General features: G+C 66.5%; 19 protein-coding genes. 9 read left to right on the top strand and 10 right to left on the bottom strand.

What is annotated here, in order from left to right; translation table 11 throughout:
• Nucleotides 1-67: 67 nt before the first annotated feature.
• The 5 genes from IAQ70_RS18010 to IAQ70_RS17990 form a co-directional block, all read right to left on the bottom strand.
• Nucleotides 68-562: a hypothetical protein gene (locus tag IAQ70_RS18010; RefSeq protein ID WP_190990783.1), complete on the bottom strand. Its 495-nt coding sequence runs from the start codon at nucleotides 560-562 to the stop codon at nucleotides 68-70.
• A gap of 440 nt (nucleotides 563-1,002) precedes the next feature.
• On the bottom strand, nucleotides 1,003-1,815 hold the full coding sequence (locus IAQ70_RS18005) for a bifunctional allantoicase/(S)-ureidoglycine aminohydrolase (RefSeq protein WP_190990781.1): 813 nt from the start codon (nucleotides 1,813-1,815) through the stop codon (nucleotides 1,003-1,005).
• Between the two features lie 10 nt (nucleotides 1,816-1,825).
• Nucleotides 1,826-3,094 carry a DUF6986 family protein gene (locus IAQ70_RS18000; protein ID WP_190990779.1) on the bottom strand — a complete coding sequence of 423 codons (1,269 nt, stop codon included), beginning with the start codon at nucleotides 3,092-3,094 and terminating at the stop codon, nucleotides 1,826-1,828.
• Between the two features lies 1 nt (nucleotide 3,095).
• Nucleotides 3,096-4,709, bottom strand: coding sequence for a malate synthase A (aceB, locus tag IAQ70_RS17995; protein ID WP_190990777.1), 1,614 nt, complete (start codon nucleotides 4,707-4,709; stop codon nucleotides 3,096-3,098).
• A gap of 25 nt (nucleotides 4,710-4,734) precedes the next feature.
• Nucleotides 4,735-6,138 (bottom strand): NAD-dependent malic enzyme, encoded by a 1,404-nt coding sequence (locus tag IAQ70_RS17990; protein ID WP_190990775.1) that lies wholly within the window; start codon nucleotides 6,136-6,138, stop codon nucleotides 4,735-4,737.
• 221 nt (nucleotides 6,139-6,359) lie between these two features.
• Here IAQ70_RS17990 and IAQ70_RS17985 point away from each other — a divergent pair, with 221 nt between their 5' ends.
• The gene (locus tag IAQ70_RS17985) at nucleotides 6,360-7,115 is read left to right on the top strand and encodes an IclR family transcriptional regulator (protein ID WP_190990773.1); all 756 of its coding nucleotides are present in this window, start codon (nucleotides 6,360-6,362) and stop codon (nucleotides 7,113-7,115) included.
• A 108-nt stretch (nucleotides 7,116-7,223) separates the two neighbouring features.
• On the opposite strand, the gene IAQ70_RS17980 is transcribed toward IAQ70_RS17985, so the two are convergent.
• Complete coding sequence (locus IAQ70_RS17980; RefSeq protein ID WP_190990771.1) at nucleotides 7,224-8,729, bottom strand: nucleobase:cation symporter-2 family protein; 1,506 nt, start codon at nucleotides 8,727-8,729, stop codon at nucleotides 7,224-7,226.
• A gap of 177 nt (nucleotides 8,730-8,906) precedes the next feature.
• On the bottom strand, nucleotides 8,907-9,815 hold the full coding sequence (pucL, locus tag IAQ70_RS17975) for a factor-independent urate hydroxylase (RefSeq protein ID WP_190990769.1): 909 nt from the start codon (nucleotides 9,813-9,815) through the stop codon (nucleotides 8,907-8,909).
• Between the two features lie 376 nt (nucleotides 9,816-10,191).
• On the opposite strand from pucL, the gene IAQ70_RS17970 reads away from it, so the two are divergent.
• Nucleotides 10,192-10,380, top strand: coding sequence for a hypothetical protein (locus IAQ70_RS17970; RefSeq protein ID WP_190990767.1), 189 nt, complete (start codon nucleotides 10,192-10,194; stop codon nucleotides 10,378-10,380).
• A gap of 187 nt (nucleotides 10,381-10,567) precedes the next feature.
• Here IAQ70_RS17970 and IAQ70_RS17965 read toward each other — a convergent pair whose 3' ends face one another.
• Nucleotides 10,568-11,941, bottom strand: a complete 1,374-nt coding sequence (locus tag IAQ70_RS17965; RefSeq protein WP_190990764.1) for an 8-oxoguanine deaminase — start codon at nucleotides 11,939-11,941, stop codon at nucleotides 10,568-10,570.
• Between the two features lie 394 nt (nucleotides 11,942-12,335).
• Here IAQ70_RS17965 and IAQ70_RS17960 point away from each other — a divergent pair, with 394 nt between their 5' ends.
• From IAQ70_RS17960 to IAQ70_RS17930, 7 genes are all read left to right on the top strand, one after another.
• Nucleotides 12,336-12,830: a nucleoside deaminase gene (locus tag IAQ70_RS17960; RefSeq protein ID WP_190990761.1), complete on the top strand. Its 495-nt coding sequence runs from the start codon at nucleotides 12,336-12,338 to the stop codon at nucleotides 12,828-12,830.
• Nucleotides 12,831-12,845: 15 nt separating this feature from the next.
• A complete protein-coding gene (locus IAQ70_RS17955; RefSeq protein ID WP_190990759.1) occupies nucleotides 12,846-14,345 on the top strand; it encodes an NCS2 family permease in 1,500 nt (499 codons plus the stop codon).
• Between the two features lie 115 nt (nucleotides 14,346-14,460).
• Nucleotides 14,461-15,684 (top strand): XdhC family protein, encoded by a 1,224-nt coding sequence (locus IAQ70_RS17950; protein WP_190990757.1) that lies wholly within the window; start codon nucleotides 14,461-14,463, stop codon nucleotides 15,682-15,684.
• Entirely contained in the window at nucleotides 15,675-16,625 is a 951-nt protein-coding gene (locus IAQ70_RS17945; RefSeq protein ID WP_190990755.1) for an FAD binding domain-containing protein, read from the top strand. The genes IAQ70_RS17950 and IAQ70_RS17945 overlap by 10 nt, the downstream gene beginning before the upstream one ends.
• A 2-nt stretch (nucleotides 16,626-16,627) precedes the next feature.
• The gene (locus IAQ70_RS17940; protein WP_190990753.1) at nucleotides 16,628-19,480 is read left to right on the top strand and encodes a molybdopterin-dependent oxidoreductase; all 2,853 of its coding nucleotides are present in this window, start codon (nucleotides 16,628-16,630) and stop codon (nucleotides 19,478-19,480) included.
• Between the two features lie 79 nt (nucleotides 19,481-19,559).
• On the top strand, nucleotides 19,560-20,540 hold the full coding sequence (locus tag IAQ70_RS17935; protein WP_190990751.1) for an aldo/keto reductase: 981 nt from the start codon (nucleotides 19,560-19,562) through the stop codon (nucleotides 20,538-20,540).
• A gap of 41 nt (nucleotides 20,541-20,581) precedes the next feature.
• Nucleotides 20,582-21,232 (top strand): uracil-DNA glycosylase family protein, encoded by a 651-nt coding sequence (locus tag IAQ70_RS17930; protein WP_190990749.1) that lies wholly within the window; start codon nucleotides 20,582-20,584, stop codon nucleotides 21,230-21,232.
• A gap of 2 nt (nucleotides 21,233-21,234) precedes the next feature.
• On the opposite strand, the gene nboR is transcribed toward IAQ70_RS17930, so the two are convergent.
• On the bottom strand, nucleotides 21,235-21,843 hold the full coding sequence (gene nboR, locus IAQ70_RS17925) for a nicotine blue oxidoreductase (protein ID WP_190990747.1): 609 nt from the start codon (nucleotides 21,841-21,843) through the stop codon (nucleotides 21,235-21,237).
• Between the two features lie 82 nt (nucleotides 21,844-21,925).
• On the bottom strand, nucleotides 21,926-22,877 hold a 952-nt coding region (locus IAQ70_RS17920), incomplete at its 5' end, for a transketolase-like TK C-terminal-containing protein (protein WP_407682603.1).

The following is a 22,877-nucleotide window of genomic DNA, read 5'->3' as shown; positions in this document are numbered from 1 at the left end:
CCCCTGGCTCAGGACTGCGTGGATTTTTGGTGAACCAACTGGACGTTGTGAACGAACTGGACCCCTGCTAGCGGTCATAATGCGCGTTGACGTACCTCAGGGTGTCGCTCTTGTCGTAGAACCACTTGGTTACCTTGCCGTGGTCGTCCTCAACCCCGTACCAGATCACGTGATAGACCTCTTCGCTGCCGTTGCGGTCGAGGTTCGACCGGACTTTGTCAAGGCTGTCTATTACCTTGTAGCCCTTCACGTCGCGCTTAATGTAGTCGTCACCCAGGAAGGTATCGCGGCCGCGGTCAGCTTCGTAGCGTACCTGCTTGATGTGGACAGTCCGCTTCCCATCTTTACAGTTCACGCTGATCTTGAAGTTCACCCATACGCCGCGTTCGTCCGAGGGCTTCAGGGCTTTGACGGTACATCCATGTTTTGAATCATGATCATTGTCAGCCTGGGCCGGGGCAGCCATTGCCGCGGAACCGCCGAGCAGACTTAATGAGAGGGCCGGAACCAAGGCGATCCTTGCCCTGATTGAACGGGTTTTCATTGTTGGATTGCTAGACATTTTTGCTCCTATTAAGGATGCGAAACACCATTTTTTGGACAGCACAAAAGCGGACGCGACTGAACACGTCGTCATAGGCGCGACGGGGTACGTCGCATTTGATCAGTGTGGCGGCAGCAGCCTGCCCGTCCCATTTTCAAACAGCACGCCCCGGCTAAGCGGGGGGCTCACCCCGGATTCCTTGTGATAGTTGAGACCCGGTACCTCCATCGTGCGCCTGCGCTTGGCCGGGCGCTAGGGCTAGTGCCACCGTCTTGCCGGGTTTTTTCACGAGGCCGCCAGTATGCCGTCCCGCGCATAACAGGATTAAATCTGGTCACTCCAGCAACGGCCAAGGGATGAAAGTTCGTCGCCGGGGCTAGCGCCAAGCCCCCACGAACAGAGGCCGACGGCGGAACGTGAGTTCCGCCGTCGGCCTCTGCCGGGATCCGTAACGCGATTCAGGTGAGGCGAATCTGGCGGTTCATGTCCTTGTACAGCAGGTAACGGAACTGGCCGGGACCTCCGGCGTAGCAAGCCTGCGGGCAGAACGCGCGCAGCCACATGAAGTCGCCGGCCTCCACCTCCACCCAGTCATTGTTGAGCAGGTACATGGCTTTGCCCTCCAGGACGTACAGGCCATGCTCCATAACGTGGGTCTCCGGGAACGGGATGACCCCGCCCGGCTGGAACGTCACAATGTTCACCTGCATGTCGTGCGCCAGGTCGCTGGAATCCGTGAAGCGGGTGGTCTTCCAGGCGCCGTCGGTATCCGGCATCGCGGTGGGTTCCACCTCGGCATCACTGGTGACGAAGGACTTTGCCTCGTAACCCTCAAGCCGCTCGTAGGCCTTACGGATCCATTGGAAGGAGACAATGTCATCCGAGACGTTCTCCAGGCCCCAGGTGGCGCCGGCGGCCAGGTAGGCGTAGCCGCCCTCCTCAAGCTGGTGCAGTTCGCCGTCGAGGGTCAGGTTGACCTTGCCCTTGGTGACGAAGACGACGCCTTCGACGCCGGGCTCAAACTCGGCCCTGGGAGCGCCGCCGCCGGGGCCGATCTCCACGATCAGCTGCGAGAACGTGGTGGCAAACCCGGAAATCGGGCGGGCCAGGATCCAGGAGCGCGTGTTGGAGAAACCCGGCAGGGTGCTGGTTACGATGTCGGTCATAACGCCCTTGGGGATGACCGTGTACGCCTCCGTGACGATGGCCCGCTCCGTGGTGAGGTGGGTCTGCGGCGGCAGGCCGCCCTGGGGGTAGTAGTACTTGCCCATCTTGGAATCCTTACTTCGAAGTGGAGTGTGCCAGCCGCGGGTGCGCCAGTGCGGTCAGCTGGGAAAGCTCGACGCCGGCAAGCGCCTGGACCTCGTCGGTCCCCACGGCGCCGCACTGGACGCCGCGCAGGACGAAGGCCGCCAGTGCCCGGGCTGTGGCGGGTTCGTCCATAACCCCGCCTTCGGTGTGTTCCACATAGTTCCGCAGCCGTGCGGCGGCGGCCGGGAGGCCCTCCCGGTAGAAGGCATACGTGGCGGCGAACCGGCTGGGCAGCTGCGCGGCGTGCAGGTCCCAGCCCTGGTAGTAGCCACGTTCCAGCGAACGCCGGACCAGCCGGCCGTGCAGCTTCCAGGCATCCTCGACGGCGTCGCCCACCGGGATGATGTTGGTGGAACCGTCGGAGAGCCGGATGCCCGTGCCCGCGACGGCCAGCTGCATCACTTCCTTGGCGAAGTCCGCCACGGGGTGCTCCATGGACTGGTATTCGGCCGAAATCTGCAGCGAGGCGGAGTAGTCGTAGGTGCCGTAGTGCAGGGCGCTGATGCGTCCCGGAACCACGTGCGGAAGCTGTGCCACGGGGGAGGTGCCATCCGGCCCGAGGATCAGCTGCGGCGTTTCCACCTGGACTTCGAAGCGGAGCCGTCCGGCGGGAAGCCCGTGGGCTTCCTCCAGCCGGGACACGGCGAAGTCCATGGCCTGGACCTGCGCCACGGTGGTGACCTTGGGCAGGGTGAGGACCAGCCCCGCGGGAAGCTCGCCGGCAGCAGCGAGCGTGGAGACGAACAGGTCCAGCGTCTTCAGGCCGCGGGTCCGGGTAGGTGCCTCGAAGCACTTGAAGCGGATGCCGATGAACGGCGGGGCCGTGCCGGTGGCGACTGCTGCGGCCACAGTGTGGGCGGCAGCAACGGCGTCGGCGTCTTCTGCCTCGTCGCCGCGGTCACCGTAGCCATCTTCGAAGTCGAGGCGCAGGTCTTCGATCGGCTCGCTTTCGAGCTTGGCCCGGACCCGTGACGCGACCGCCCCGGCGAGTTCGGCGTCCTGGCCCAACAGCGCACCGAGCTTCTCGAGCCCGCCGTGGGCCGCCGCCTCCGCGAGCGCCTGGGCGCCCCAGTCGGCAGCGAACGACGGCGTGAACCGGTCCGCCGGAACGTAGACGGTGTGGACGGGCTGGCGGGAGCCGTCGTCGCCCGGGTAATTGCGTTCCAGCAGCTGGTCAGTCGCGGCCAGCTGTTCCTCGATCCTGGCGAGGTCTGAGCTGCTGAAGGAGGATTCGGCCATCTCAGTCCACCAGTTCGTAGGCCGGGGTGGTGAGGAAGTCCGTGTAGTCCTCCGACAGGCAGATATCCGCGATCAGGTCGCTGGCCGGCTTGTAGTAGCGGCGGAACGCTTCGTCGCCGAACTCCGTGCGGAGCCGTTCCGTTTCCTCGCCCAGGATCCGCTCCACCAGCTCACGGGTCACGGTGTTGCCGGTATCGGCAAGGACCGACTTGTTGCGGATCTGCTGCCACACCTGCGAGCGGGAGATTTCAGCAGTGGCGGCATCCTCCATCAGGTTGTGGATGGCCACTGCGCCGTTGCCGGACAGCCACACCGCGGTGTACGCGACGGCGACGTACAGGTTCAGGCGCAGCCCGCCTTCGGTGACCTGGCCGTCGGCCGAGGCGATGTCCAGGAGCTGATCCGCCGTGACGGACACCTCGGGGCGCTGCTTATCAAGCTGGTTGGGGCGGCCGCCCTTTTCCGGGTCGCCGAGCACGGCATCGAACACCTCGCGGCACGTGGGGACCAGGTCCGGGTGGGCCACCCACGAGCCGTCGAACCCGTCGTTGGCTTCACGGGTTTTGTCCGCGCGGACCTTGGCGAAGGCGGCCTCGGTGACCTCGGGGTGGCGGCGGTTGGGGATGACCGCGGCCATGCCGCCCATGGCGAACGCGCCGCGCTGGTGGCAGGTCTTGACCAGGAGTTCCGTGTAGGCACGCATGAACGGTGCTGTCATCACCACGGAGGCGCGGTCCGGCAGGACGAATTCCTCGCCGGCATCACGGAAGTACTTGATGATGCTGAAGAGGTAGTCCCAGCGGCCGGCGTTCAGGCCGGATGCGTGGTCGCGCAGCTCGTAGAGGATCTCGTCCATTTCAAAAGCCGCCGGGATGGTCTCGATCAGGACGGTGGCACGGATGGTGCCCTGTCCAAGGCCCAGGAAGTCCTGCGCATAGACGAACACCTCGTTCCAGAGGCGGGCCTCAAGGTGGCTCTCCATCTTGGGCAGGTAGTAGTACGGGCCCTGGCCGTTGAGCACCAGCTGCTTGGCCACGTGGAAGAAGTGCAGGCCGAAGTCCACCAGCGCACCGACGGCGGGTTCGCCGTCGATCAGCAGGTGCTTTTCCGGCAGGTGCCAGCCGCGCGGGCGGGCCACCACCACGGCGAGCGGGGCGTCGGTGCGGAGCGTGTATTCCTTGCCGTCGGGCGAGGTGTAGCTCAGGCTGCCGGTGGCGGCGTCGCGCAGGTTCAGGATGGAGTCGATGACGTTGGACCAGGTGGGGGTGCTGGCGTCCTCAAGGTCCGCGAGCCACACCTTGGCGCCGGAGTTCAGGGCATTGATGGCCATCTTGGCCGGGCTGGCGGGACCGGTCATTTCAACCCGGCGGTCCTGCAGCGCTTCCGGTGCCTCGGCAACCTTCCAGTCGCCGTCGCGCACGTCCTGGGTCTCCGGCAGGAAATCCAGCTTGCCGGTTTCGGCGACGCGCTGGCGCTTGATGCCGCGGGCGGCGAGCAGCTCATTGCGGGTGCCGGCGAAGCGCTTGTGGAGCTCCTCCACGAACGCCAGGGCCTTGGGGGTGAGGATCTCCTCCGCACGCTCGATCGGCCGGGGGTCTGTAACGGTGATGGCCATTTCTGGTCCTTTCGGTGGCTGCGAATCAGGCGTGGGCGGAAGCGGTTGCTGCGTGGGCGGCAGCAGAGACGGCGGCTGCGACGTCGGCGGCAACGTGGGGGTCGAACACACTGGGGACAATGTAGCTGGCATTGAGCTCGTCGTCAGCTACCCGGTTGGCAATCGCCTCTGCGGCGGCCACCAGCATCTCCGGCGTAATGTCGCTCGCTCCGGCGTCGAGCAGCCCGCGGAAGAAGCCGGGGAAGGCCAGCACGTTGTTGATCTGGTTGGGGAAATCGCTGCGGCCCGTGGCAACCACGGCTGCGTGCCTGGAAGCAACAATGGGGTCGATCTCCGGCGTCGGGTTGGCCATGGCGAAGACGATGGCGTTCTCGGCCATCGCGGCCACCTGCTCTTCACCGATCACGTGCGGGGCGCTGACGCCGATGAACACGTCGGCGCCGGTCATGGCCTCGTGCAGGGTCCCGGCGAAGCCTTCCTCGTTGGTGTTCGCGGCAATCCAGGCGCGGTGCTCGTCGTCGTATTGCTCGCCCGAGTGGATGGCACCGGAACGGCCGGCAGCGATGATGTGCTGCGCGCCCTGGGCCTTGAGGAGCTGGATGATGGCCGAGCCGGCCGCGCCGACGCCCGACACCACAATGCGGACCTCGGAGAGTTTCTTGTCCACCACGCGCAGGGCGTTGACCAGGGCTGCGAGGGTGACGATTGCGGTGCCGTGCTGGTCATCGTGGAACACGGGGATGTCGAGTTCGTCGCGCAGGCGCTTCTCGATTTCGAAACAGCGCGGGGCTGCGATGTCCTCAAGGTTGATGCCGCCGTAGACGGGTGCCATGGCCTTGGCGATCATGATGATTTCCTCGGTGTCCTGGGTGTCCAGGCAGACCGGCCAGGCGTCGACATTGGCGAACTGCTTGAACAGGGCGGCCTTGCCTTCCATCACCGGCAGGGCAGCGGCCGGGCCGATGTTGCCCAAACCCAGGACGGCCGAACCGTCGGTGAGGACGGCGATGGTGTTGCGCTTGACGGTCAGGTTGCGGGCCGCCGACGGGTCCTCCGCGATGGCGAGGCAGACGCGGGCGACGCCGGGGGTGTAGGCGCGGGAGAGGTCGTCACGGTTGCGCAGGGCTACTTTGGGGACCACCTCCAGCTTGCCGCCGAGGTGCATCAGGAAGGTGCGGTCCGAGACGTGCTGGACAGTGACGCCGTCGAGGGCGTTCAGCGCCTCCTTGATGCGGTCCGCGTGCGCCTCGTCGGTGGTGTTGCACGTGACGTCCACAACGAGGGTGTCGTGGTGGGACTCGGTCACATCCAGGGCGGTGACGGCGGCACCGGCCGCGGCGACGGCGGCCGCCAGTTCGCTGGTGGCGGTAAAGCTCGACGGCGCGGCGACGCGCAGGGTGATCGAATTTCCGGGACTCGGGTTCGCCATTGAATTTCCTCCTCGTTCAGGCCCGAACACGGGCCGCTTTCAAATCAAATGTTTTCGTATTATGGATATTATTGTCTGCAAAGTGGAAAAGCAACCCTCGGCCGGTCATGTTTGGCGGCATCGCCCGCGGCTCCGGGGTGCTGTATCTTGAGAGTTCAAAGCAACTCTTTTCACGATGCGGATAAGAGTTGTCAGAATCTGAGCCACTAGGAGACAACGGAATGGCCGAAAAAGCCTCCGGAGGCGTGCAGTCGGTCGAGCGCGTCTTCGAACTGCTGGAACTCATCACAGACGCCGGCGGAGACGTGACGCTCAGCGAGCTCTCCTCCTCTACCGACCTGCCGCTCCCCACCATCCACCGGCTGCTGCGCACTTTGGTCACGCTGGGGTACATCCGCCAGCTGCCCAACCGTCGCTACGCCTTGGGACCGCGGCTGATCAGGCTCGGCGAGGGTGCCAACAAACAGCTGGGCGCCGTGGCCCGGCCGCAGCTCAAATCCCTCGTGGACCAGCTGGGGGAGACCTCCAACATGGCGGTGCTCGATTCTGACATGGTCATCTACGTGGCCCAGGTGCCGTCCCTGCACTCCATGCGCATGTTCACCGAGGTGGGCCGCCGTGCCCATACCCATGCAACCGGCGTCGGAAAGGCCATCCTGGCCCAGCTTGATGACGAGGTGGTCCGTGGCATTGTGGCCCGCGCCGGGATGCCGACACCAACGGCCAAGAGCATCGGTGACGTCGATGATCTCCTGGCTGACCTTAAGCTCATCCGCGAACGGGGCTATTCCATTGATGAGGAGGAGCAGGAGATCGGTGTGCGCTGCTTTGCCATGGCCGTGCCCAATGCTCCAACCCCCGCAGCCATTTCGGTTTCCGGGCCGGTGTCCCGCGTGGACCTGTCCTTCGGCGACCGCGCGGTGCCCATCCTGCGCAAGGCGGCCCAGATCATTTCGGACGAGCTCAACCGCAACTGACCCTGCCGGCCACGCGCCGGCGTCGTCCTTCATAAACACCCGTCCGTTACAGCACCACCAACAAAGCGAACCGGCAGCAGTTGCTGCCGGTTCGCTTTGTTCCGCGGGTTAGTGGTCGGTTTTCGACGACGACTCCACCTGGACTTCCTTGCCGTCGCAGTCGATCAGCTTCCCGCCTTCGTAACGGTCGCCGTCGGCCAGGCACTTGAGGTCCTCCTCGCGGACAACGCGTCCGGTGCCGGCCACAAACACCGACTGGTTCTCCGAGTTGCCGGCCTTGAGGTGGTTGAAAAGCAGGTTCAGCACAATGGCCATCACGGCCGCCGAGCTGATGCCGGAGTGGAAGATGGTGCTGAACCAGGACGGGAACTGGTCGTAGAAGGCCGGCGCGGCGATGGGGATCATGCCGAAGCCGATGGACGCCGCCACGATGATCAGGTTCATGTTGTTCCGGTATTCCACCTTGGACAGTGTGCGGATGCCGCTGGCAGCCACCGTGCCAAAGAGTACGACGCCGGCGCCGCCCAGGACGGGCGTGGGCACCGCTGCGACTACCCGGCCCAGCACGGGCAGCAGTCCGAGGATCACCAGGATGACGCCGCCTGCGCTCACCACGAACCGGCTCTTGATCCCGGTGATGGCCACCAGGCCCACGTTTTGCGCGAACGCGCTCTGCGTAAAGGAGCCGAAAAGCGGCGAGATGGCGCTGGAGAGCATGTCCGCACGCAGGCCGTCGCCGATGCGCCGGGAACCAACCTTGGTGCCCACGATCTCGCCGACGGCGATGATGTCCGCCGAGGTCTCGGTCAGGGTCACCAGGATGACGATCAGCATGGAGATGATGGCTGCGATGTGGAAGGTTGGCGGACCGAAGGCGAACGGGGTGGGGAACGCGACGATCTCGCCCTGGCCTACCTTGGAGAAATCGGCCATACCGGTGACGAACGCAATGGCGGTCCCGATGATCATGGCCAACAGGATGGACAGCCGGGAGATGGTGGCGCTGCCCACTTTGCTGAGCAGCAGCACGATCCCCATGGTGGCGGCGGCCAGGCCGATGTTGGCCACGCTGCCGTAGTTGGGTGCCTTGCTGTTCCCGCCCATGGCCCAGTTTGCTGCCACCGGCATCAGGGTCAGGCCGATGGTGGTGATGACCGTGCCGGTGACCACCGGCGGGAAGAACCGGATGATCTTGGAGAACAGCGGGGTGATGGCCAGGCCGATCAGCGAGGCCACGATGACCGAGCCGAAGACGGACTGGATGCCCCCGCCGCCGTGGACGATGGCCACCATGGTGGAGACGCCGGCAAAGGAGACGCCCTGGACAAGCGGCAGTTTGGAGCCGAAGAACGGGATGCCGACGGTCTGCAGGATGGTGGCCAGGCCGCCTACAAAAAGGCAGGCCGCGATGAGCAGGCCGATGTCCTGGGAATTCATGCCCGCGGCGGCGCCGATGATCAGGGGCGGCGCGATGATGCCGCCATACATGGTGAGGACGTGCTGGAAGCCGTAGGCGAAGCTGCTGCCAATGGAGAGGCGCTGGTCTTCGGGGCGGTCAGAAGGCTGGCGGCCGGTCTTGGCGGCCTGGCTGGAGGATTTTTTCTTGAGGTTCACGGCAGACTTTCTGGTTCATGGCAGACGTCTTTGTCTGGCTAACGTGGTCTGGCTAAAAACTTGTTCGGCGGGTGAGTCCTGGTGAAACCGGGCGGGCTCAGTGGCGGCCGGTGGGGTTTCGACGGGCTCAATCACCGGGTTGCCCGGTGGCCGAGCCCGTCGAAACTTAGGAGCAGTTCAGCAGAAGCCGGCGATGCCTGACCAGGCGATGTCCGCCGGAGTGGCGTCCTCGCGCTGGACGGTGGCCTCGATCAGGCCGTAGGGGCGGTCGGCCGCGAAGAAGACCTCGTTGGGGTTGTCGAGGCCGAACGGCGAAAGGTCCACCAGGAAGTGGTGCTTGTTGGGCATGGAGAACTTGATCTCGTCGATCTCGCTGTGGGCTTCCAGGACCTTGGTGCCCATGTCGAACAGGGTCTGCTGCAGGGCGTGGGAGTACTTCTCAGTGAACCCCTCGAGCAGGAGGCCCTTGATGTCCTCGTAGCTCTTGTTGAAGTCCAGGGTGCTGAAATCCGTTCCGGCCTTGAAGCGCCAGCGGGCGGAGACATCGGTGGCCAGGATGCGGTCCGTGGTTTCCGGGAGGGTGGTGTATTTGTCCCGGGGATAGCCCTCAAAGCCTGACTGGGTGGACTTCAGGACAGTGAGGTCCTTGAGCCCGGAGATCAGGTGGGTGGCGGCCCCGTCCCGGACCAGGACGGCGGTCCGGACTTCCTGGCCGTTGCGCACGAACGAGTGGTCGTGTTCGCTGCCGTGGGCCTGGATGCGGTCCCAGCTGTAGGACTCGGCTTCCCAGCGGCCGCCGGTGACCCAGTCGAAGCTGGACGTGAAGTGCTCGCCAAGGCGCAGCAGGAACGCTTCGGGGGAGCCGACGCCTTCACGGGCGAAGGCGTAGATGGTGTTCTTCTGGGTGTCCGTGGCCACCACGTGGGCGTTGTCGCCCTCAAGGTGGGCGGCCTCGAAGTCACCGCGCAGCTGCGAGGTGACGTTCAGGTCCTCAATCTCGTGGCGGTCCGTGTCGCGGGTGATTTTGACGACCCGGACTTCGGCCTTTCCGTACTGGTTGTGGCCGAGGATGATGTTGCTGCTCATGGTCTGATTCCCAACTTCAGGTATGTGGGACCAACGTTCCACATAGAAATTAAGCGCGCGTTTCCCGCGCGTTTCTAGTACCGTCGGCCCAACAAAAAATGAGCCGACATCGATAGATGCCAGCTCATTACGACCCTGCCTGCTGCTCCCAGGTTACGTGACGTACGCCACGAGTTGCCTTCCAGAGTAGCGCAGCGATGCGGTGGTGTACATCACAATCTCAAAAATCCGATTGTGACCGGACCCGCGGACCGGACCCATTGACGTACTTCGGAACCACCTCTAGGCTTTTCGTATAGCAAAAGTTATTTTCCACTTTATGGAATCTACTGAGCAAACTAACACTACTGAACCAGCACCTTCGAAGGAGGATCAGATGTACCAGCAGGACACCACGCCGGTTGCACCGGTGAACACGGCGGCACCCGCAGTCCAGGAGTTCTACCTCCCCCTCGGCGGCGGCACGGATCCGGATTTTTATCTGCCGGCAGACCGGGAGCACGTCCCGGGCCGCCTCTCACGCTGGATCCAGGGGCTCCCCGGCTTCCGCGGCCAACGTTCCTGAGCACGTTGAGGACGCGCATCTCCGCTAGCGACACGCAGATTCCTTGGCGCGACCCTTATCCGGGGTGCGCCAAGGAATTTGTGTGTCGCCAGCGAATCAGGGCGTCGGCAGGAATCTCCGCGTCGCCAGGGTCGGGCCCCCGGGCGCCCCGGCCAGTCCGTAATGGCGGCGGCGCCCCGAGAATGCTCTAGCCGTTCACCAGCCGGCGGGCCGCGGCGGAGTGCTCCGCGATGAGTCCGGCAACATCCAGCCCCGGAATCTGCCCGTCCACCACGCGCCACTCGCCGCCTACCATCACCCGGTCTGCCCGGTCCGCCGCGCACAGCAGGAGGGCTGCAATGGGGTCGTGACTGCCGGAGAAGCGCAGGTCGTCCAGCCGGAACAAGGCCAGGTCCGCCTGCATCCCCGGGGCCAGCTGCCCCAGTCCGGGGCGGCCCAGGACGGCCGCCGAGCCGCGCGTCGCCCAGCCGAGCGCCCGCTCCACCGGGACGTCCGCCCCGTAGCGGAGCCGCTGCAAATACAGTGCCTGCCGGGCCTCGAGGATCATGTTGGACGCATCGTTCGACGCCGAGCCGTCCACCCCCAGCCCGACAGGGACTCCCGCGTCCTCCAGTTCCAGGACCCGCGCGGTGCCGGATGCCAGCCGCATGTTCGAGGTCGGGCAATGCGCGACGGCGGTGCCCGCGGCTCCCAGCCGGGCGATCTCCGCGTCGCTGAAGTGGATGCCGTGGCCCAGCCAGGTGCGGTCCGTCAGCCAGCCCACGCTGTCTAGATAGTCGACGGTGCGCAGCCCGAACATCTGCCGGCAGAAGTCCTCCTCATCCAGGGTTTCGGCCAGATGGGTGTGCAGCCGGACGTCCAGCCGCTCCGCCATCGCGGCGCTTTCGGCCATGATTTCCTTGGTGACCGAGAATGGCGAGCAGGGGGCCAGGGCAATCTGGATCACTGCGTCGTCACCGCGTTCGTGGTACTGGCCAACCAGCCGCTCGCTGTCCGCCAGCACCACCTCCGGAAGCTGAACTGTTGACTGCGGCGGCAGGCCGCCGTCGTCCGTTCCCAGCGTCATGGAACCGCGGGTCAGCGTAGCGCGCATCCCCAGCCGGCGGACCATATCCACCTCAATGTCGATGGCGTTTTCCAGGCCTTGCGGGAACAGGTAGTGGTGGTCCGCCGCGGTGGTGCAGCCGGAGAGCAGGAGTTCGGCCAGCGCAACGGTGGCGGCCAGCTCGAGGTCCTTCGGCGTGAGCCGCGCCCACACGGGATACAGGTTCTGCAGCCAGGGGAAGAGCGGGGCGTTCGCCACCGGACCCCAGGCGCGGGTTAGGGTCTGGTAGAAGTGGTGGTGCGTGTTGATCAGGCCCGGCAGCAGGACGTGGTTGCCGGCGTCGAACGTCTGCTGGCACGGTGCCGAGGGCACCTGGCCGGCGGCCAATACCTCGACGATGACGCCGCCGCTGATCACGAGCCCGCCCGAAGCGTCCAGCGAGTTGGCGGTGAAGGCGGCCCGCGGATTCCTGATCCAGAGGCGGGCTGCGGGGCTGGTGGTGGGGATAGCGGTCATGGGATTCCTTTGTCCGAGCGTGACGGTTGACGTTCCAGCTCAGTGCGGCCCTGTCTGCTGATCCAGGTGGCTGCGGCTGCGGACAGCTGCGGCTGGGGATCAGCGTAGGGGCCCCGCCGGCGGTCCGTCAATGGCCGCGGAATGTGACCCCGGGCGTGATGGTGCGGAAACACGGATTTCACATTGCGAAATTAAATTTCCAGAAAACTATGGCGCAGGACACACTGCGGTGCTAATCTCGAACTTGCCAAAGGCGGGCCCCCGGACTTCGGGAAAGCTATCTACCAGGCGCAACTTAACCTTCACAGCACATGCTGAAGCCTGGTAACCGTTCGCACCTGGTTCTACTGGTCCCGCAACGGGATACCGGCTTCCAAGCAAAGGGAGTCGCATCATGAGTACAACCGTCACGGCCGAACAGTATTTGGCCAGATCCATCCAGTTGGCCACGGCCAACGTCCTGAACAGCGGGGGGCCGTTCGGGGCCATGATCGTCACGGCGGACGGCCGGACGTTCGACGGCGTCAACCGGGTCACCGCGGACAACGATCCCACCGCCCACGCCGAGGTCACCGCGATCCGCGCCGCCTGCCGGGAACTGGGTACCTTCGATCTCACCGGTGCCGTCCTCTACACCAGCTGCGAACCGTGCCCCATGTGCCTGGCCTCAGCACTCTGGGCCCGCGTGGAGCGGGTCGTCTTCGCCGCGGACCGCCACGACGCAGCCTCCGTCGGCTTCGACGACGCCCTCTTCTACGAATACTTCGAGAACCAGGACCGGGACTCCCTGATGCCGGTGGCCAAGCTCGGGCTGGACGATCCGCAGGCACCCACGCCGCTGGAGCCGTTCAACACCTGGAACACCCTCGAATCCAGGATCGACTACTAGGGCCCGGTGGCAGAGATGACCATCCTGGATCAATCCCACGGGGAGCATCCGGCTCCCGTCACTGCACGCACACCCAAGCCGCCGGCGTCGAACGCCCTGGACCGTTTCTTCCAGATCACCAAACGCGGCTCAACCATCGCCCGCGAGTTCCGCGGCGGCCTGGTCACGTTCTTCACCATGGCCTACATCGTCATCCTCAACCCGCTGATCCTGGGCGGTTTCACGGCGGACAACGCGCCCACAGACGTTGCAGGGGGCTGGCTCTCCGCAGCCCAGGTGGGGGCAGTCACCGGGCTGACAGCCGGGGTCATGACCATCCTGTTCGGGCTCGTGGCCAACCTCCCGTTTGGACTGGCCGCCGGTCTGGGCATCAACTCCTTCCTCGCCGTCTCGGTCATCCAGGAAGTCACCTGGGCCGAGGCCATGGGACTGGTGGTCATCAACGGCATCCTGATCGTCCTCTTTGGTGTCACCGGCGCCCGCACCGCCATTTTCCGCGCCGTCCCCAAGGAACTCAAAGCAGCCATCACGGTGGGGATCGGCCTGTTCATCGCCTTCATCGGCTTTGTGGACTCGGGCTTCATCCGCGCCACGGTGGCCGGCCCGCCCGTGCAGCTGGGCGACGGCGGATCCATCACCTCCATCCCCACGCTGGTGTTTGTGGTGGGGCTGCTGGCCATGGGCATCCTCGTGGCCCGAAAAGTCCAGGGCGGCCTGCTGATCGGCATCGTCGCCACCACCTTCCTGGCCGCCCTGGTGGAAGCCTTCCTGAAGATCGGCCCCGCCAGCGCCACCAACCCCGGCGGCTGGCACCTGAACACGCCGGTCCTTTCCGGGCAGCTCGTCTCCGCCCCGGACCTGGGCCTCGTGGGACAGTTCGACATGTTCGGCGCCTTCGGCAGGATCGGCGGGCTCGCCGCCACCATGCTGGTGTTCACCCTGGTCTTCACCAACTTCTTTGACGCGATGGGCACCATGACGGGCCTGGCGAAAAGCGCCGGCGTGGCCCACAAGGACGGCACGTTCCCGCGGCTCAAGGCGGCCTTCATCGTTGAAGGCTTCGGGGCCGTGGCGGGCGGCGCGACGTCGGGCTCCTCCAACACCGTATATATCGACTCCGCGGCCGGGATCGGCGAAGGCGCCCGCACCGGCCTCGCCTCGGTGGTCACCGGCGTGCTCTTCCTGGGCTCCATGTTCCTGACCCCACTGACCAGCGTTGTCCCGCTGGAAGTTGCCGCCGCAGCGCTGGTGGTGGTGGGCGCGATGATGATGGCGCAGATCCGCGAGATCAAGTTCAGCAAGTTCTCCGTGGCCCTGCCGGCGTTCCTCACCATCGTCACCATGCCGCTGAGCTATTCCATCGCCAACGGCATCGGTGTGGGCTTTGTGTCCTGGGCCATCATCGGCGCGGCCTCCGGGAAGGCGAAGAAGATCCATCCGCTGATGTGGGTGGTCAGCGTCGGATTCCTGGTGTACTTCGCCCGCGGACCGATCAACCTGCTGCTGGGCGCCTGACACCGGCCTGCCCGAGCGCTTTCCGAAACACAACCGCCGGACCGGTGCTTGGTCCGGCCCCCGATAGGAACGACAATATGGAAACCACCGCCGCGCCGGATGAAGGAGTGCCGCCATGCTGGACCTGATACCTTCGCTCAGTGCCTGGCCGCCTGCCCTGGCCGGCCAGCGGTACGCCGCGGCCACCGTCGTGGCGGCGACCGGCTCGGTGCCGCGCCCGGTGGGCACGTCCATGCTGGTCTCCGAGTCCGGTGCCGTCCTGGGCAGCCTGTCCGGCGGTTGTGTGGAGGGAACCGTGGTGGCGCTCGCCCTGGAGTCAATGGACGACGGCGGCACCCGCCACGGGACCTTCGGCTACAGTGCCGCCGACGCTTTCGCCGCCGGACTCACCTGCGGCGGTGAGCTGGAGATCCACATCGAGCCCGCCGACCGCAACCCCCAGTTGCGGGAAGCCCTTCGGCAGCTGGTCTCCGTCCGGCCGGGGGAGCCCGTGGCATTGATTCGCCGGCTGGACGCCGGCGGCAGCGGCGCCGTCGTGATTCCGGACCCGGCCACGTTCAGCGTGGCCGGGTCCCCGGAAGTCCGCGCGCTGCTGGGCGTGGCGGCAACCTCTGGCGTGGACCACGCCCGGGCCGCGCAGCTCGAGTCCTTCCTGCACGGCGGCTCCACGGGGGTTCTGCACCTGGCCGCGCCCGGCACGTGCGCCGGCGAACCCCTCACGCTCCTCGTCGAGACCCGGCTCGCCCCGCCGCGCATGCTGGTGTTCGGCGCCAATGACTTCGGCGCGGCCCTGCTGCCCGCCGCCAAACTGCTGGGCTACCACGTCACCCTGGTGGACGCCCGTCCCGCGTTCGCCACCCAAGCCCGGTTCGCGAGCGCCGACGAGGTGGTCACTGACTGGCCTCACCGGTATCTCGCAGCTGAAGCGGCTGCAGGCCGGCTGGACCAACGCACAGTCGCCTGCGTCCTCACGCACGACCCCAAATTCGACATCCCGCTGCTGGAAACCGCGCTGGGCCTGGACCTTGCCTATATCGGTGCCATGGGATCGCGGCGCAGCCACCTCCAGCGGGTTGATGACCTCCTGAACGCCGGAGTGCGGCCCGAACGGATCGCGCAGCTGCATTCACCGATCGGCCTGGACCTCGGAGCCGTGACCCCGGCCGAGGTTGCCGTGTCCGTCACCGCGGAACTCATCGCTTCCCGCAGCCGGAAGCAATCCTGCACACCGCTGCGGGACACCTCCGGACCCATCCACCAGCCCGCCGGACGCTGCGCCCACCAACCCGGAGCGCAGCCGGCGCCCGCCATCAGCCAGCAGGAGATCGCATGGACATGAACACCATCGAGGCCGTGGTCCCTACAACGGACCCGGCCGAATGGCGCGACGGCGACGCCTGGCTGGCCGGCGGCACCGTCCTGTTTTCCTACGGCAGCTACGCCTTCGGGCCAGAACCGCTCAAGCGCCTCCTGGACCTCGGCTCGGCGGGCTGGACGCCCATCACCGTCACTGACGCCGGCATCGAGCTGGCCTCAACCTGCACCGTCGCGGAGCTTTATGCCCTCCCGGCATCACCCGACCTGTCGCGCCGCGACTGGCCCGGACTCGACCTGATTCGGCCCTGCTGCGACTCGTTTGTGGCCTCCTTCAAGGTCTGGAACATGTCCACGGTGGGCGGAAACGTCTGCACGGCGCTCCCCGCCGGACCCATGACCTCCCTCTGCGCAGGGCTCGACGCCGAGGCCACCATCCTGGGGCCGGGCGGCGCCAGCCGCACCGTGCCGGTGACCGACCTCGTCACGGGGGACGGAACAAACGGCCTGGCACGCGGCGAGCTGCTTCGCAGCATCCACGTCCCGGCGTCGGCCCTTGCCTCACGGGTGGCGTTCCGCCGCCTGTCCCTGAGCAACCTGGGACGCTCCGGCGTGCTGCTGATCGGAAGGCTTGACGGCGGCACCTCCCTGGTCCTGACCGTCACCGCCTCGACCAAACGGCCCGTGCAGCTGCGCTTCGGGCACCTGCCGGAGGCTGCGGAGCTCGCGGCCGCGCTGGGCGACGCGATCCCGGAAGACCTCTACCACAACGACATCCACGGGCTGCCGGCGTGGCGCCGGGACATGACCTACCGCCTCGCCGACGAGATCCGCGCCGAACTCGCGGCCCCCGAAGGGTCGCCGGACGTGAACGTGTCCGGCGACTTCTGGCCACCAGAGGCCCGCAATTCGACCCGCGCGTCGCGGCACACGTCAGGGCGCAGCCCCCAGCAGGAAGGGGCCTGAGCATGGCCATCGAGATCAACGGCATTCCGGCAGAAGCCGGGCCGCGTCCGGGGCAGTGCCTGCGGACCTTCCTGCGGGAGCAGGGCAACCTGGGCGTCAAAAAGGGCTGCGACGGCGGCGACTGCGGTGCCTGCACCGTGCACGTGGACGGAACGCCGGTGCACAGCTGCATCTACCCGGCGGTCCGGGCCGAGGGCCATGCCGTCACCACCATCGAGGGCCTGGCCGGTACGTCGGGCGCGGCCGGAACGGCAGAAACCGCGGGCGGGGAACTGCACCCGGTCCAGCAGCAGTTCCTCGAGCGGCAGGGCTTCCAGTGTGGCTTTTGCACCGCCGGCATGCTGATGACTGCGGCAACTTTCACCGACGATCAGAAGGAGAACCTGCCCCGCAACCTCAAGGGCAACCTGTGCCGCTGCACGGGCTACCGGGCCATCGCGGACGCCGTCTGCGGGCACTCCGGGCACCCCGATCCGGCCGGCCAGGGCTCCGGGATCGCGGGAGAGGGCCAGCCTGACCCGCAGCCGGGACAGCTGGGTGACGATGTCCCGGCGCCCGCCAGCCGCGCCGTGGTTACCGGCACCGCCCGCTACACCCTCGATGTCCCGGCGGACCAGTTGCCGGGGCTGCTGCACCTGAAACTCCTGCGCTCGCCGCACGCCCACGCCCGCATCCTCAGCATCAGCACGGATGCCGCCCTGAAGCTGCCCGGCGTGGTGGCCGTGTTGACGCACCAGGACGCCCCGGCGCAACTGTTCTCCACCGCCCAGCACGAGCTCTATACGGACGACCCCGACGACACCCGCGTGCTGGATGACGTGGTCAGGTTCATCGGGCAGCGGGTCGCCGCCGTCGTCGCCGAATCCCTTCAGGCCGCCGAAGCGGGTATCCGGGCCCTCGCCGTGGAGTATGAACTCCTCGACGCCGTATTCAGCCCGCAGGACGCCATCCGTCCCGGCGCCCCCACGCTGCACGGCGAGAAGGACGCGTCCACGGCCCGGATTGCCCGGCCCGGGGAAAACGTGGTGGCGGAACTGCATTCCGAACTGGGGAGCGTGAAGGACGGCTTCGCGGCCGCCAGCTTCATCCACGAACAGACGTACCAGACCCAGCGCGTCCAGCACGTCGCCCTGGAAACCCACGCCGCCATCGCGGAAGTGGACGGCGACGGCCGGCTGCAGGTCCGCACCTCCAGCCAGGTCCCGTTCCTGGTCCGCCGCACCCTGTGCCGGGTCTTCGGGCTGCCGGAGCAGCAGGTCCACGTGGTGGCGGGCCGGGTGGGCGGCGGTTTCGGCGGCAAGCAGGAAGTGCTGACAGAAGACATCGTGGCGCTCGCGGCCTTGAAGCTGGGGCGGCCCGTCCAGCTCGAACTGACCCGGACGGAGCAGTTCACCGCCACCACCACCCGGCATCCGTTCACCATCAAGCTCAAGGCAGGCGCCAGCGCCGACGGCAGGCTCACGGCGCTGAAGCTTGATGTCCTGACCAACACGGGTGCCTACGGGAACCACGGCCCGGGCGTGATGTTCCATGGCTGCGGCGAGTCCCTGGCTGTCTACAAGTGCGGGAACAAGAAGGTGGACGCCCAGGCGGTCTACACCAACACCGTTCCCTCCGGCGCCTTCCGCGGGTACGGGCTGAGCCAGATGATCTTTGCCATCGAATCGGCCATGGACGAGCTTGCGATCGGCATCGGGATGGATCCGCTGGAATTCCGCCGCCGGAACATGGTGCGCGAAGGCGACCATATGTTGTCCACCCATTCCGAGCCTGAGGAGGACGTCCACTACGGCAGCTACGGCCTGGAGCAGTGCACGCGCCTGGTCCGTGACGCCCTGGACCGGGGTGCCGAACGCTACCGCGCGGCGGGGCTGGACCAGCTCGGCCCGGACTGGGCCACCGGGGAAGGCACCGCGCTGTCCATGATCGACACGGTGCCGCCGCGTGGCCACTTCGCCCATTCCAAGCTCCGGCTCCTGCCGGACGGAACATACCAGGCCGACGTCGGCACTGCCGAGTTCGGCAACGGCACCACCACGGTGCACGCCCAGCTCGCCGCCACCGCGCTGTCCACGGAAGCCTCGCGGGTTGCCGTCCGGCAGTCGGACACGGACCTGATCGAGCATGACACCGGCGCGTTCGGATCGGCGGGCACCGTGGTGGCCGGGAAGGCGACGCTCGCCGCCGCGGAGGAACTGGCCGTCCGGATCCGGGCGTTCGCCGCCGGGATCCGCCAGATCCAGTCCTCCGGCTGCGTCCTCGACGGCGACACCGTTGTCTGCGAGGGAACGCCCGTGCCGCTGGCGGAACTGGCGCACGCGGCAGCGGAAGCCGGCGTCGAACTCGCCGCTGAAGGCCGCTGGGGCGGCACGCCGCGGTCCGTCGCGTTCAACGTGCACGGCTTCCGGGTGGCGGTGAACCGCGGCACGGGGGAATTGCGGATCCTGCAGAGCGTCCAGGCCGCCGACGCCGGCGTGGTGGTCAATCCGCGGCAGTGCAGGGGCCAGATCGAGGGCGGGATCGCGCAGGCGCTGGGTGCTGCGCTGTACGAGGAGGTGGTGGTGGACGACGCCGGCCGGGTCACCACCGACATCCTCCGGCAGTACCACATCCCCACTTTCGCGGACGTGCCCCGGAGCGAGGTCTACTTCGCCGACACCAACGACAAACTGGGCCCGCTCGGCGCCAAGTCCATGAGCGAAAGCCCCTTCAACCCCGTGGCACCTGCCCTGGCGAACGCCATCCGGGATGCCACCGGCGTCCGGTTCGCGTCGTTGCCCATCGCGCGGGACAAGATCTACCTAGGGCTCAAGGAAGCCGCCGCGCCCGCGTTGGAACACGCAGCAGGATCCTAAGGCAACGCGCGGTCAGATTAGGCCCAATAAAGCGTCCCAGATGGGCCGGATCTGACCCCGCGTTGCATATAGTCGTGGGATGGAACAGCGCATCTTAGGCAGGACCGGACGGGAAGTTTCCGTCGTCGGACTGGGGACCTGGCAGCTCGGGGCCGACTGGGGGCATGTGGACCCGGCACAGGCACAGGCCATCCTGGCGGCCTCCGTGGAGGCAGGCGTGACGTTCTTCGACACAGCCGACGTATACGGCGACGGTAAGAGCGAACAGGCCATCGGCACGTTCCTTGCGGACAATCCCGGGCTGGACATCACCGTGGCCACCAAAATGGGCCGCCGGGTGGACCAGAAACCGGAAAACTACACGCTGGCCAACTTCCGCCAGTGGGTGGACCGGTCCCGCAGAAACCTGGGCACCGACACCCTGGACCTGGTCCAGCTGCACTGCCCGCCCACCGCCGTTTACAGCAACTCCGCCATGTATGACGCGCTGGACACTCTCGTTTCCGAAGGGGCCATCCGCAACTACGGCGTCAGCGTGGAACGCACCGATGAGGCACTGGAAGCCATCCGGCATAAAGGCACCGCCTCCGTCCAGATCATTCTTAACGCCTTCCGCCTGAAGCCGCTTGACGAGGTCCTGCCTGCGGCGAAGGCAGCGGGCGTAGGCATCATCGCCCGCGTTCCCCTCGCCTCCGGCCTGCTCACAGGCAAGTACACCAAGGACACGTCCTTCGCGGCGAACGACCACCGCAACTACAACCGCAGCGGCGAATCGTTCGACGTCGGTGAGACGTTCTCGGGTGTGGACTACGAGCTAGGGCTGAAGGCCGTGGCGGAGTTCGAGCAACTGGTCCCATCCGGTGCAAGCACCGCCCAGGCGGCCATCGCCTGGATCGCCGCGCAGGACGGCGTCACGTCCGTGATCCCCGGGGCACGCAACGTGGACCAAGCCACGGCGAATGCTGCCGCGGCTTCGGTCAGCATCACTGAAGAGTTCGACGCCGGTGTCCGCTGGATCTACGACCACTATTTCCGGGACGCTATCCATCCGCGCTGGTAGGCACCGGGATTCTGCCCGTGCGCTTTCAATAAGGACGGCGAATGACAGCGTCTCCGATCAGCGCCTTCGTGGAGCGGCTCTCGGCCGTGCCGTCAGGACCCGTGCTGAACAACTTCTTCGATCACACCGACCAGGCCAATGCCCACCGCCGGCGGAACCTGGAGACCTATCTCCAGGAAATGCTGGACCGTTCTCCGCAGGTTCTGCTGCTGGGTGAAGCCCCGGGCTTTAGGGGCATGCGGATCACCGGCGTTCCCTTCACCAACCGCACCATGTTCGAGGGGCCAGCCAACAGTTTTGGGCTGTTCGGGCCGGGGAAGGGCTACGTGCTGCCAGCCGAGGCTGCCGGGGTGGCGGCCGAGCCGACGGCGACAGTCATGTGGGAAGTCCTGGCAGAACTGGAGTTTCTTCCCCTGCTGTGGAGCGCCTGCCCGTGGCACACCCATGTACCAAGGCAGCCACTGTCCAACCGCACACCAACGGCAGCCGAAGCAGGCCTCGGAACTCCCTTTTGGCGGCTGCTGGTTGAACTTTTTCCGATTGAATCGGTGGTGGCCGTGGGCAACGTGGCGCACCTCAGCCTGGCCCGCAGCGGCCTGGACGCGCCCAAGGTCAGGCATCCCGCCCATGGCGGACGGTCCGGTTTCAAGCGGGGACTGGAGGAGCTGCTCTCAGCAGGAATGAAGCACTAGCCTTACTCGAGCAGCCCCAACTGGTCCGGCGTGTCCACGTCGCCTCCTCCGGACTGGTCGCCGCAGTCCACCAGATCGACAAGGTCCGGATGCTCCTGCAGGAAAAGCCGCGCACCGGCGTCGCCCGCTGCTGACTCCGCCGCTTGGGCACGCAGGGTTGCGTCCAGCAGCAGCGGATGGCCGCGCCGGAGGACGCCGTCCGCACCGCGGTAGGCCGCGGCGGTCACCCGGCCGGGCCGGTGGTGCGCCAGGAGCCTGGCGACAATTTCTGTGGTGAGCCCCGGCTGGTCCACGAGGGCGATCAGCACATGTTCCCCTGCTGGCGCGGCCGCTATGCCCAACCGGAACGAGCCGCCCATCCCGGTCTGCCAGTCAGGGTTCTGGACGACGGTGTATGCGGCCAGATCAGCGTTCTCTGCCACCCTCACCGCGTCTGCCCCAAGGACAACCACGACATCACGGCAGCCGCCGTCAAGCAGCACGCCCGCGAGCACTTCAACGAGGGTGCGGCCGCGGAACCGCAGCAGGGCCTTGGGGCCGAGCCCCAGCCGGGACCCGGCGCCGGCGGCGAGCAGCACCGCCGTCGTCCGATGTTCGTACTGGTCAGCCATCGCCCCAGCCTATCCAGCCACATGACAGGTGACGGCAGTGTCGTAGAGAAGCACTGCCGTCAACCGTCGTCTTGATGCGGTGTCAGGCGTCCCCGCCTGCCCCGCCCGTGGTCCCCGCGTTCACGTCCAGGAGCTTGTAGCGGTCCATGGCGTACGACGGCGCGCCCTCCTCGACCTCGCCCCTCGCCGCGAGCAGTTGCAGGGTCTTCACCACGATCGAGTGCGTGTCATTTTTGAAGAAGCGGCGGGCGGCTGCCCGGGTGTCGGAGAAGCCGAAGCCGTCCGCGCCGAGTGAGGCGAACTCGTTCGGCACAAACTGGCGGATCTGGTCCGGGACGGCCTTCATGTAGTCCGAAACGGCAACGATGGGTCCTTGGGCATCGGCCAGCTGCTGTGCCACGAAGGGGCTCCGGGCCGGTTCGCCGGGGTTCAGGAACGCCTCTTCCTCGGCGGCGAGGCCGTCGCGGCGCAGTTCGTTCCACGAGGTGACGGACCAGACGTCGGCGGAGACGCCCCAGTCTTCGGCGAGGATCCGCTGGGCTTCGATGGCCCAGGGAACGGAGACACCTGACGCCAGGATCTGGCTCTTGGGGCCTTCGACGTCCGACGCCGACACCCTGTGAATGCCTTTCAGGACACCGTTGACGTCGAGGTTCTCGGGTTCGTTGGGCTGGGTGATGGGCTCGTTGTAGACGGTGAGGTAGTACATGAGATTCTGATCTGATGCAGTTCCGGTTCCTTCGCCGCTTGCGGCCGGTCCGTACATGCGCTCGATGCCGTCCCGCATGATGTGGCCCATCTCGTACCCGTAAGCGGGGTCGTAGGTGACCACTGCCGGGTTGGTGGACGCGAGCAGCGGCGAGTGGCCGTCAGCGTGCTGGAGTCCTTCGCCGGTCAGGGTGGTCCGTCCGGCGGTGGCGCCAATGATGAAGCCGCGGGCCATCTGGTCCCCGGCCGCCCAGAAGGCATCGCCCGTGCGCTGGAAGCCGAACATGGAGTAGAAGACGTAGACCGGGATCAGCGGCACGCCGTGA

Source organism: Pseudarthrobacter sulfonivorans, assembly GCF_014712225.1.
Lineage (GTDB): Bacteria > Actinomycetota > Actinomycetes > Actinomycetales > Micrococcaceae > Arthrobacter > Arthrobacter sulfonivorans.
This window is presented reverse-complemented; position numbering and strand designations above follow the sequence as displayed.

Excerpts from the sequence above, each read along its gene's own strand:
- IAQ70_RS18010 (WP_190990783.1), bottom strand. The coding sequence starts at position 562 with ATGTCTAGCAATCCAACAATGAAAACCCGTTCAATCAGGGCAAGGATC.
- IAQ70_RS18005 (WP_190990781.1), bottom strand. The coding sequence starts at position 1,815 with ATGGGCAAGTACTACTACCCCCAGGGCGGCCTGCCGCCGCAGACCCAC.
- IAQ70_RS18000 (WP_190990779.1), bottom strand. The coding sequence starts at position 3,094 with ATGGCCGAATCCTCCTTCAGCAGCTCAGACCTCGCCAGGATCGAGGAA.
- aceB (WP_190990777.1), bottom strand. The coding sequence starts at position 4,709 with ATGGCCATCACCGTTACAGACCCCCGGCCGATCGAGCGTGCGGAGGAG.
- IAQ70_RS17990 (WP_190990775.1), bottom strand. The coding sequence starts at position 6,138 with ATGGCGAACCCGAGTCCCGGAAATTCGATCACCCTGCGCGTCGCCGCG.
- IAQ70_RS17985 (WP_190990773.1), top strand. The coding sequence starts at position 6,360 with ATGGCCGAAAAAGCCTCCGGAGGCGTGCAGTCGGTCGAGCGCGTCTTC.
- pucL (WP_190990769.1), bottom strand. The coding sequence starts at position 9,815 with ATGAGCAGCAACATCATCCTCGGCCACAACCAGTACGGAAAGGCCGAA.
- IAQ70_RS17970 (WP_190990767.1), top strand. The coding sequence starts at position 10,192 with ATGTACCAGCAGGACACCACGCCGGTTGCACCGGTGAACACGGCGGCA.
- IAQ70_RS17965 (WP_190990764.1), bottom strand. The coding sequence starts at position 11,941 with ATGACCGCTATCCCCACCACCAGCCCCGCAGCCCGCCTCTGGATCAGG.
- IAQ70_RS17960 (WP_190990761.1), top strand. The coding sequence starts at position 12,336 with ATGAGTACAACCGTCACGGCCGAACAGTATTTGGCCAGATCCATCCAG.
- IAQ70_RS17955 (WP_190990759.1), top strand. The coding sequence starts at position 12,846 with ATGACCATCCTGGATCAATCCCACGGGGAGCATCCGGCTCCCGTCACT.
- IAQ70_RS17950 (WP_190990757.1), top strand. The coding sequence starts at position 14,461 with ATGCTGGACCTGATACCTTCGCTCAGTGCCTGGCCGCCTGCCCTGGCC.
- IAQ70_RS17945 (WP_190990755.1), top strand. The coding sequence starts at position 15,675 with ATGGACATGAACACCATCGAGGCCGTGGTCCCTACAACGGACCCGGCC.
- IAQ70_RS17940 (WP_190990753.1), top strand. The coding sequence starts at position 16,628 with ATGGCCATCGAGATCAACGGCATTCCGGCAGAAGCCGGGCCGCGTCCG.
- IAQ70_RS17935 (WP_190990751.1), top strand. The coding sequence starts at position 19,560 with ATGGAACAGCGCATCTTAGGCAGGACCGGACGGGAAGTTTCCGTCGTC.
- IAQ70_RS17930 (WP_190990749.1), top strand. The coding sequence starts at position 20,582 with ATGACAGCGTCTCCGATCAGCGCCTTCGTGGAGCGGCTCTCGGCCGTG.
- nboR (WP_190990747.1), bottom strand. The coding sequence starts at position 21,843 with ATGGCTGACCAGTACGAACATCGGACGACGGCGGTGCTGCTCGCCGCC.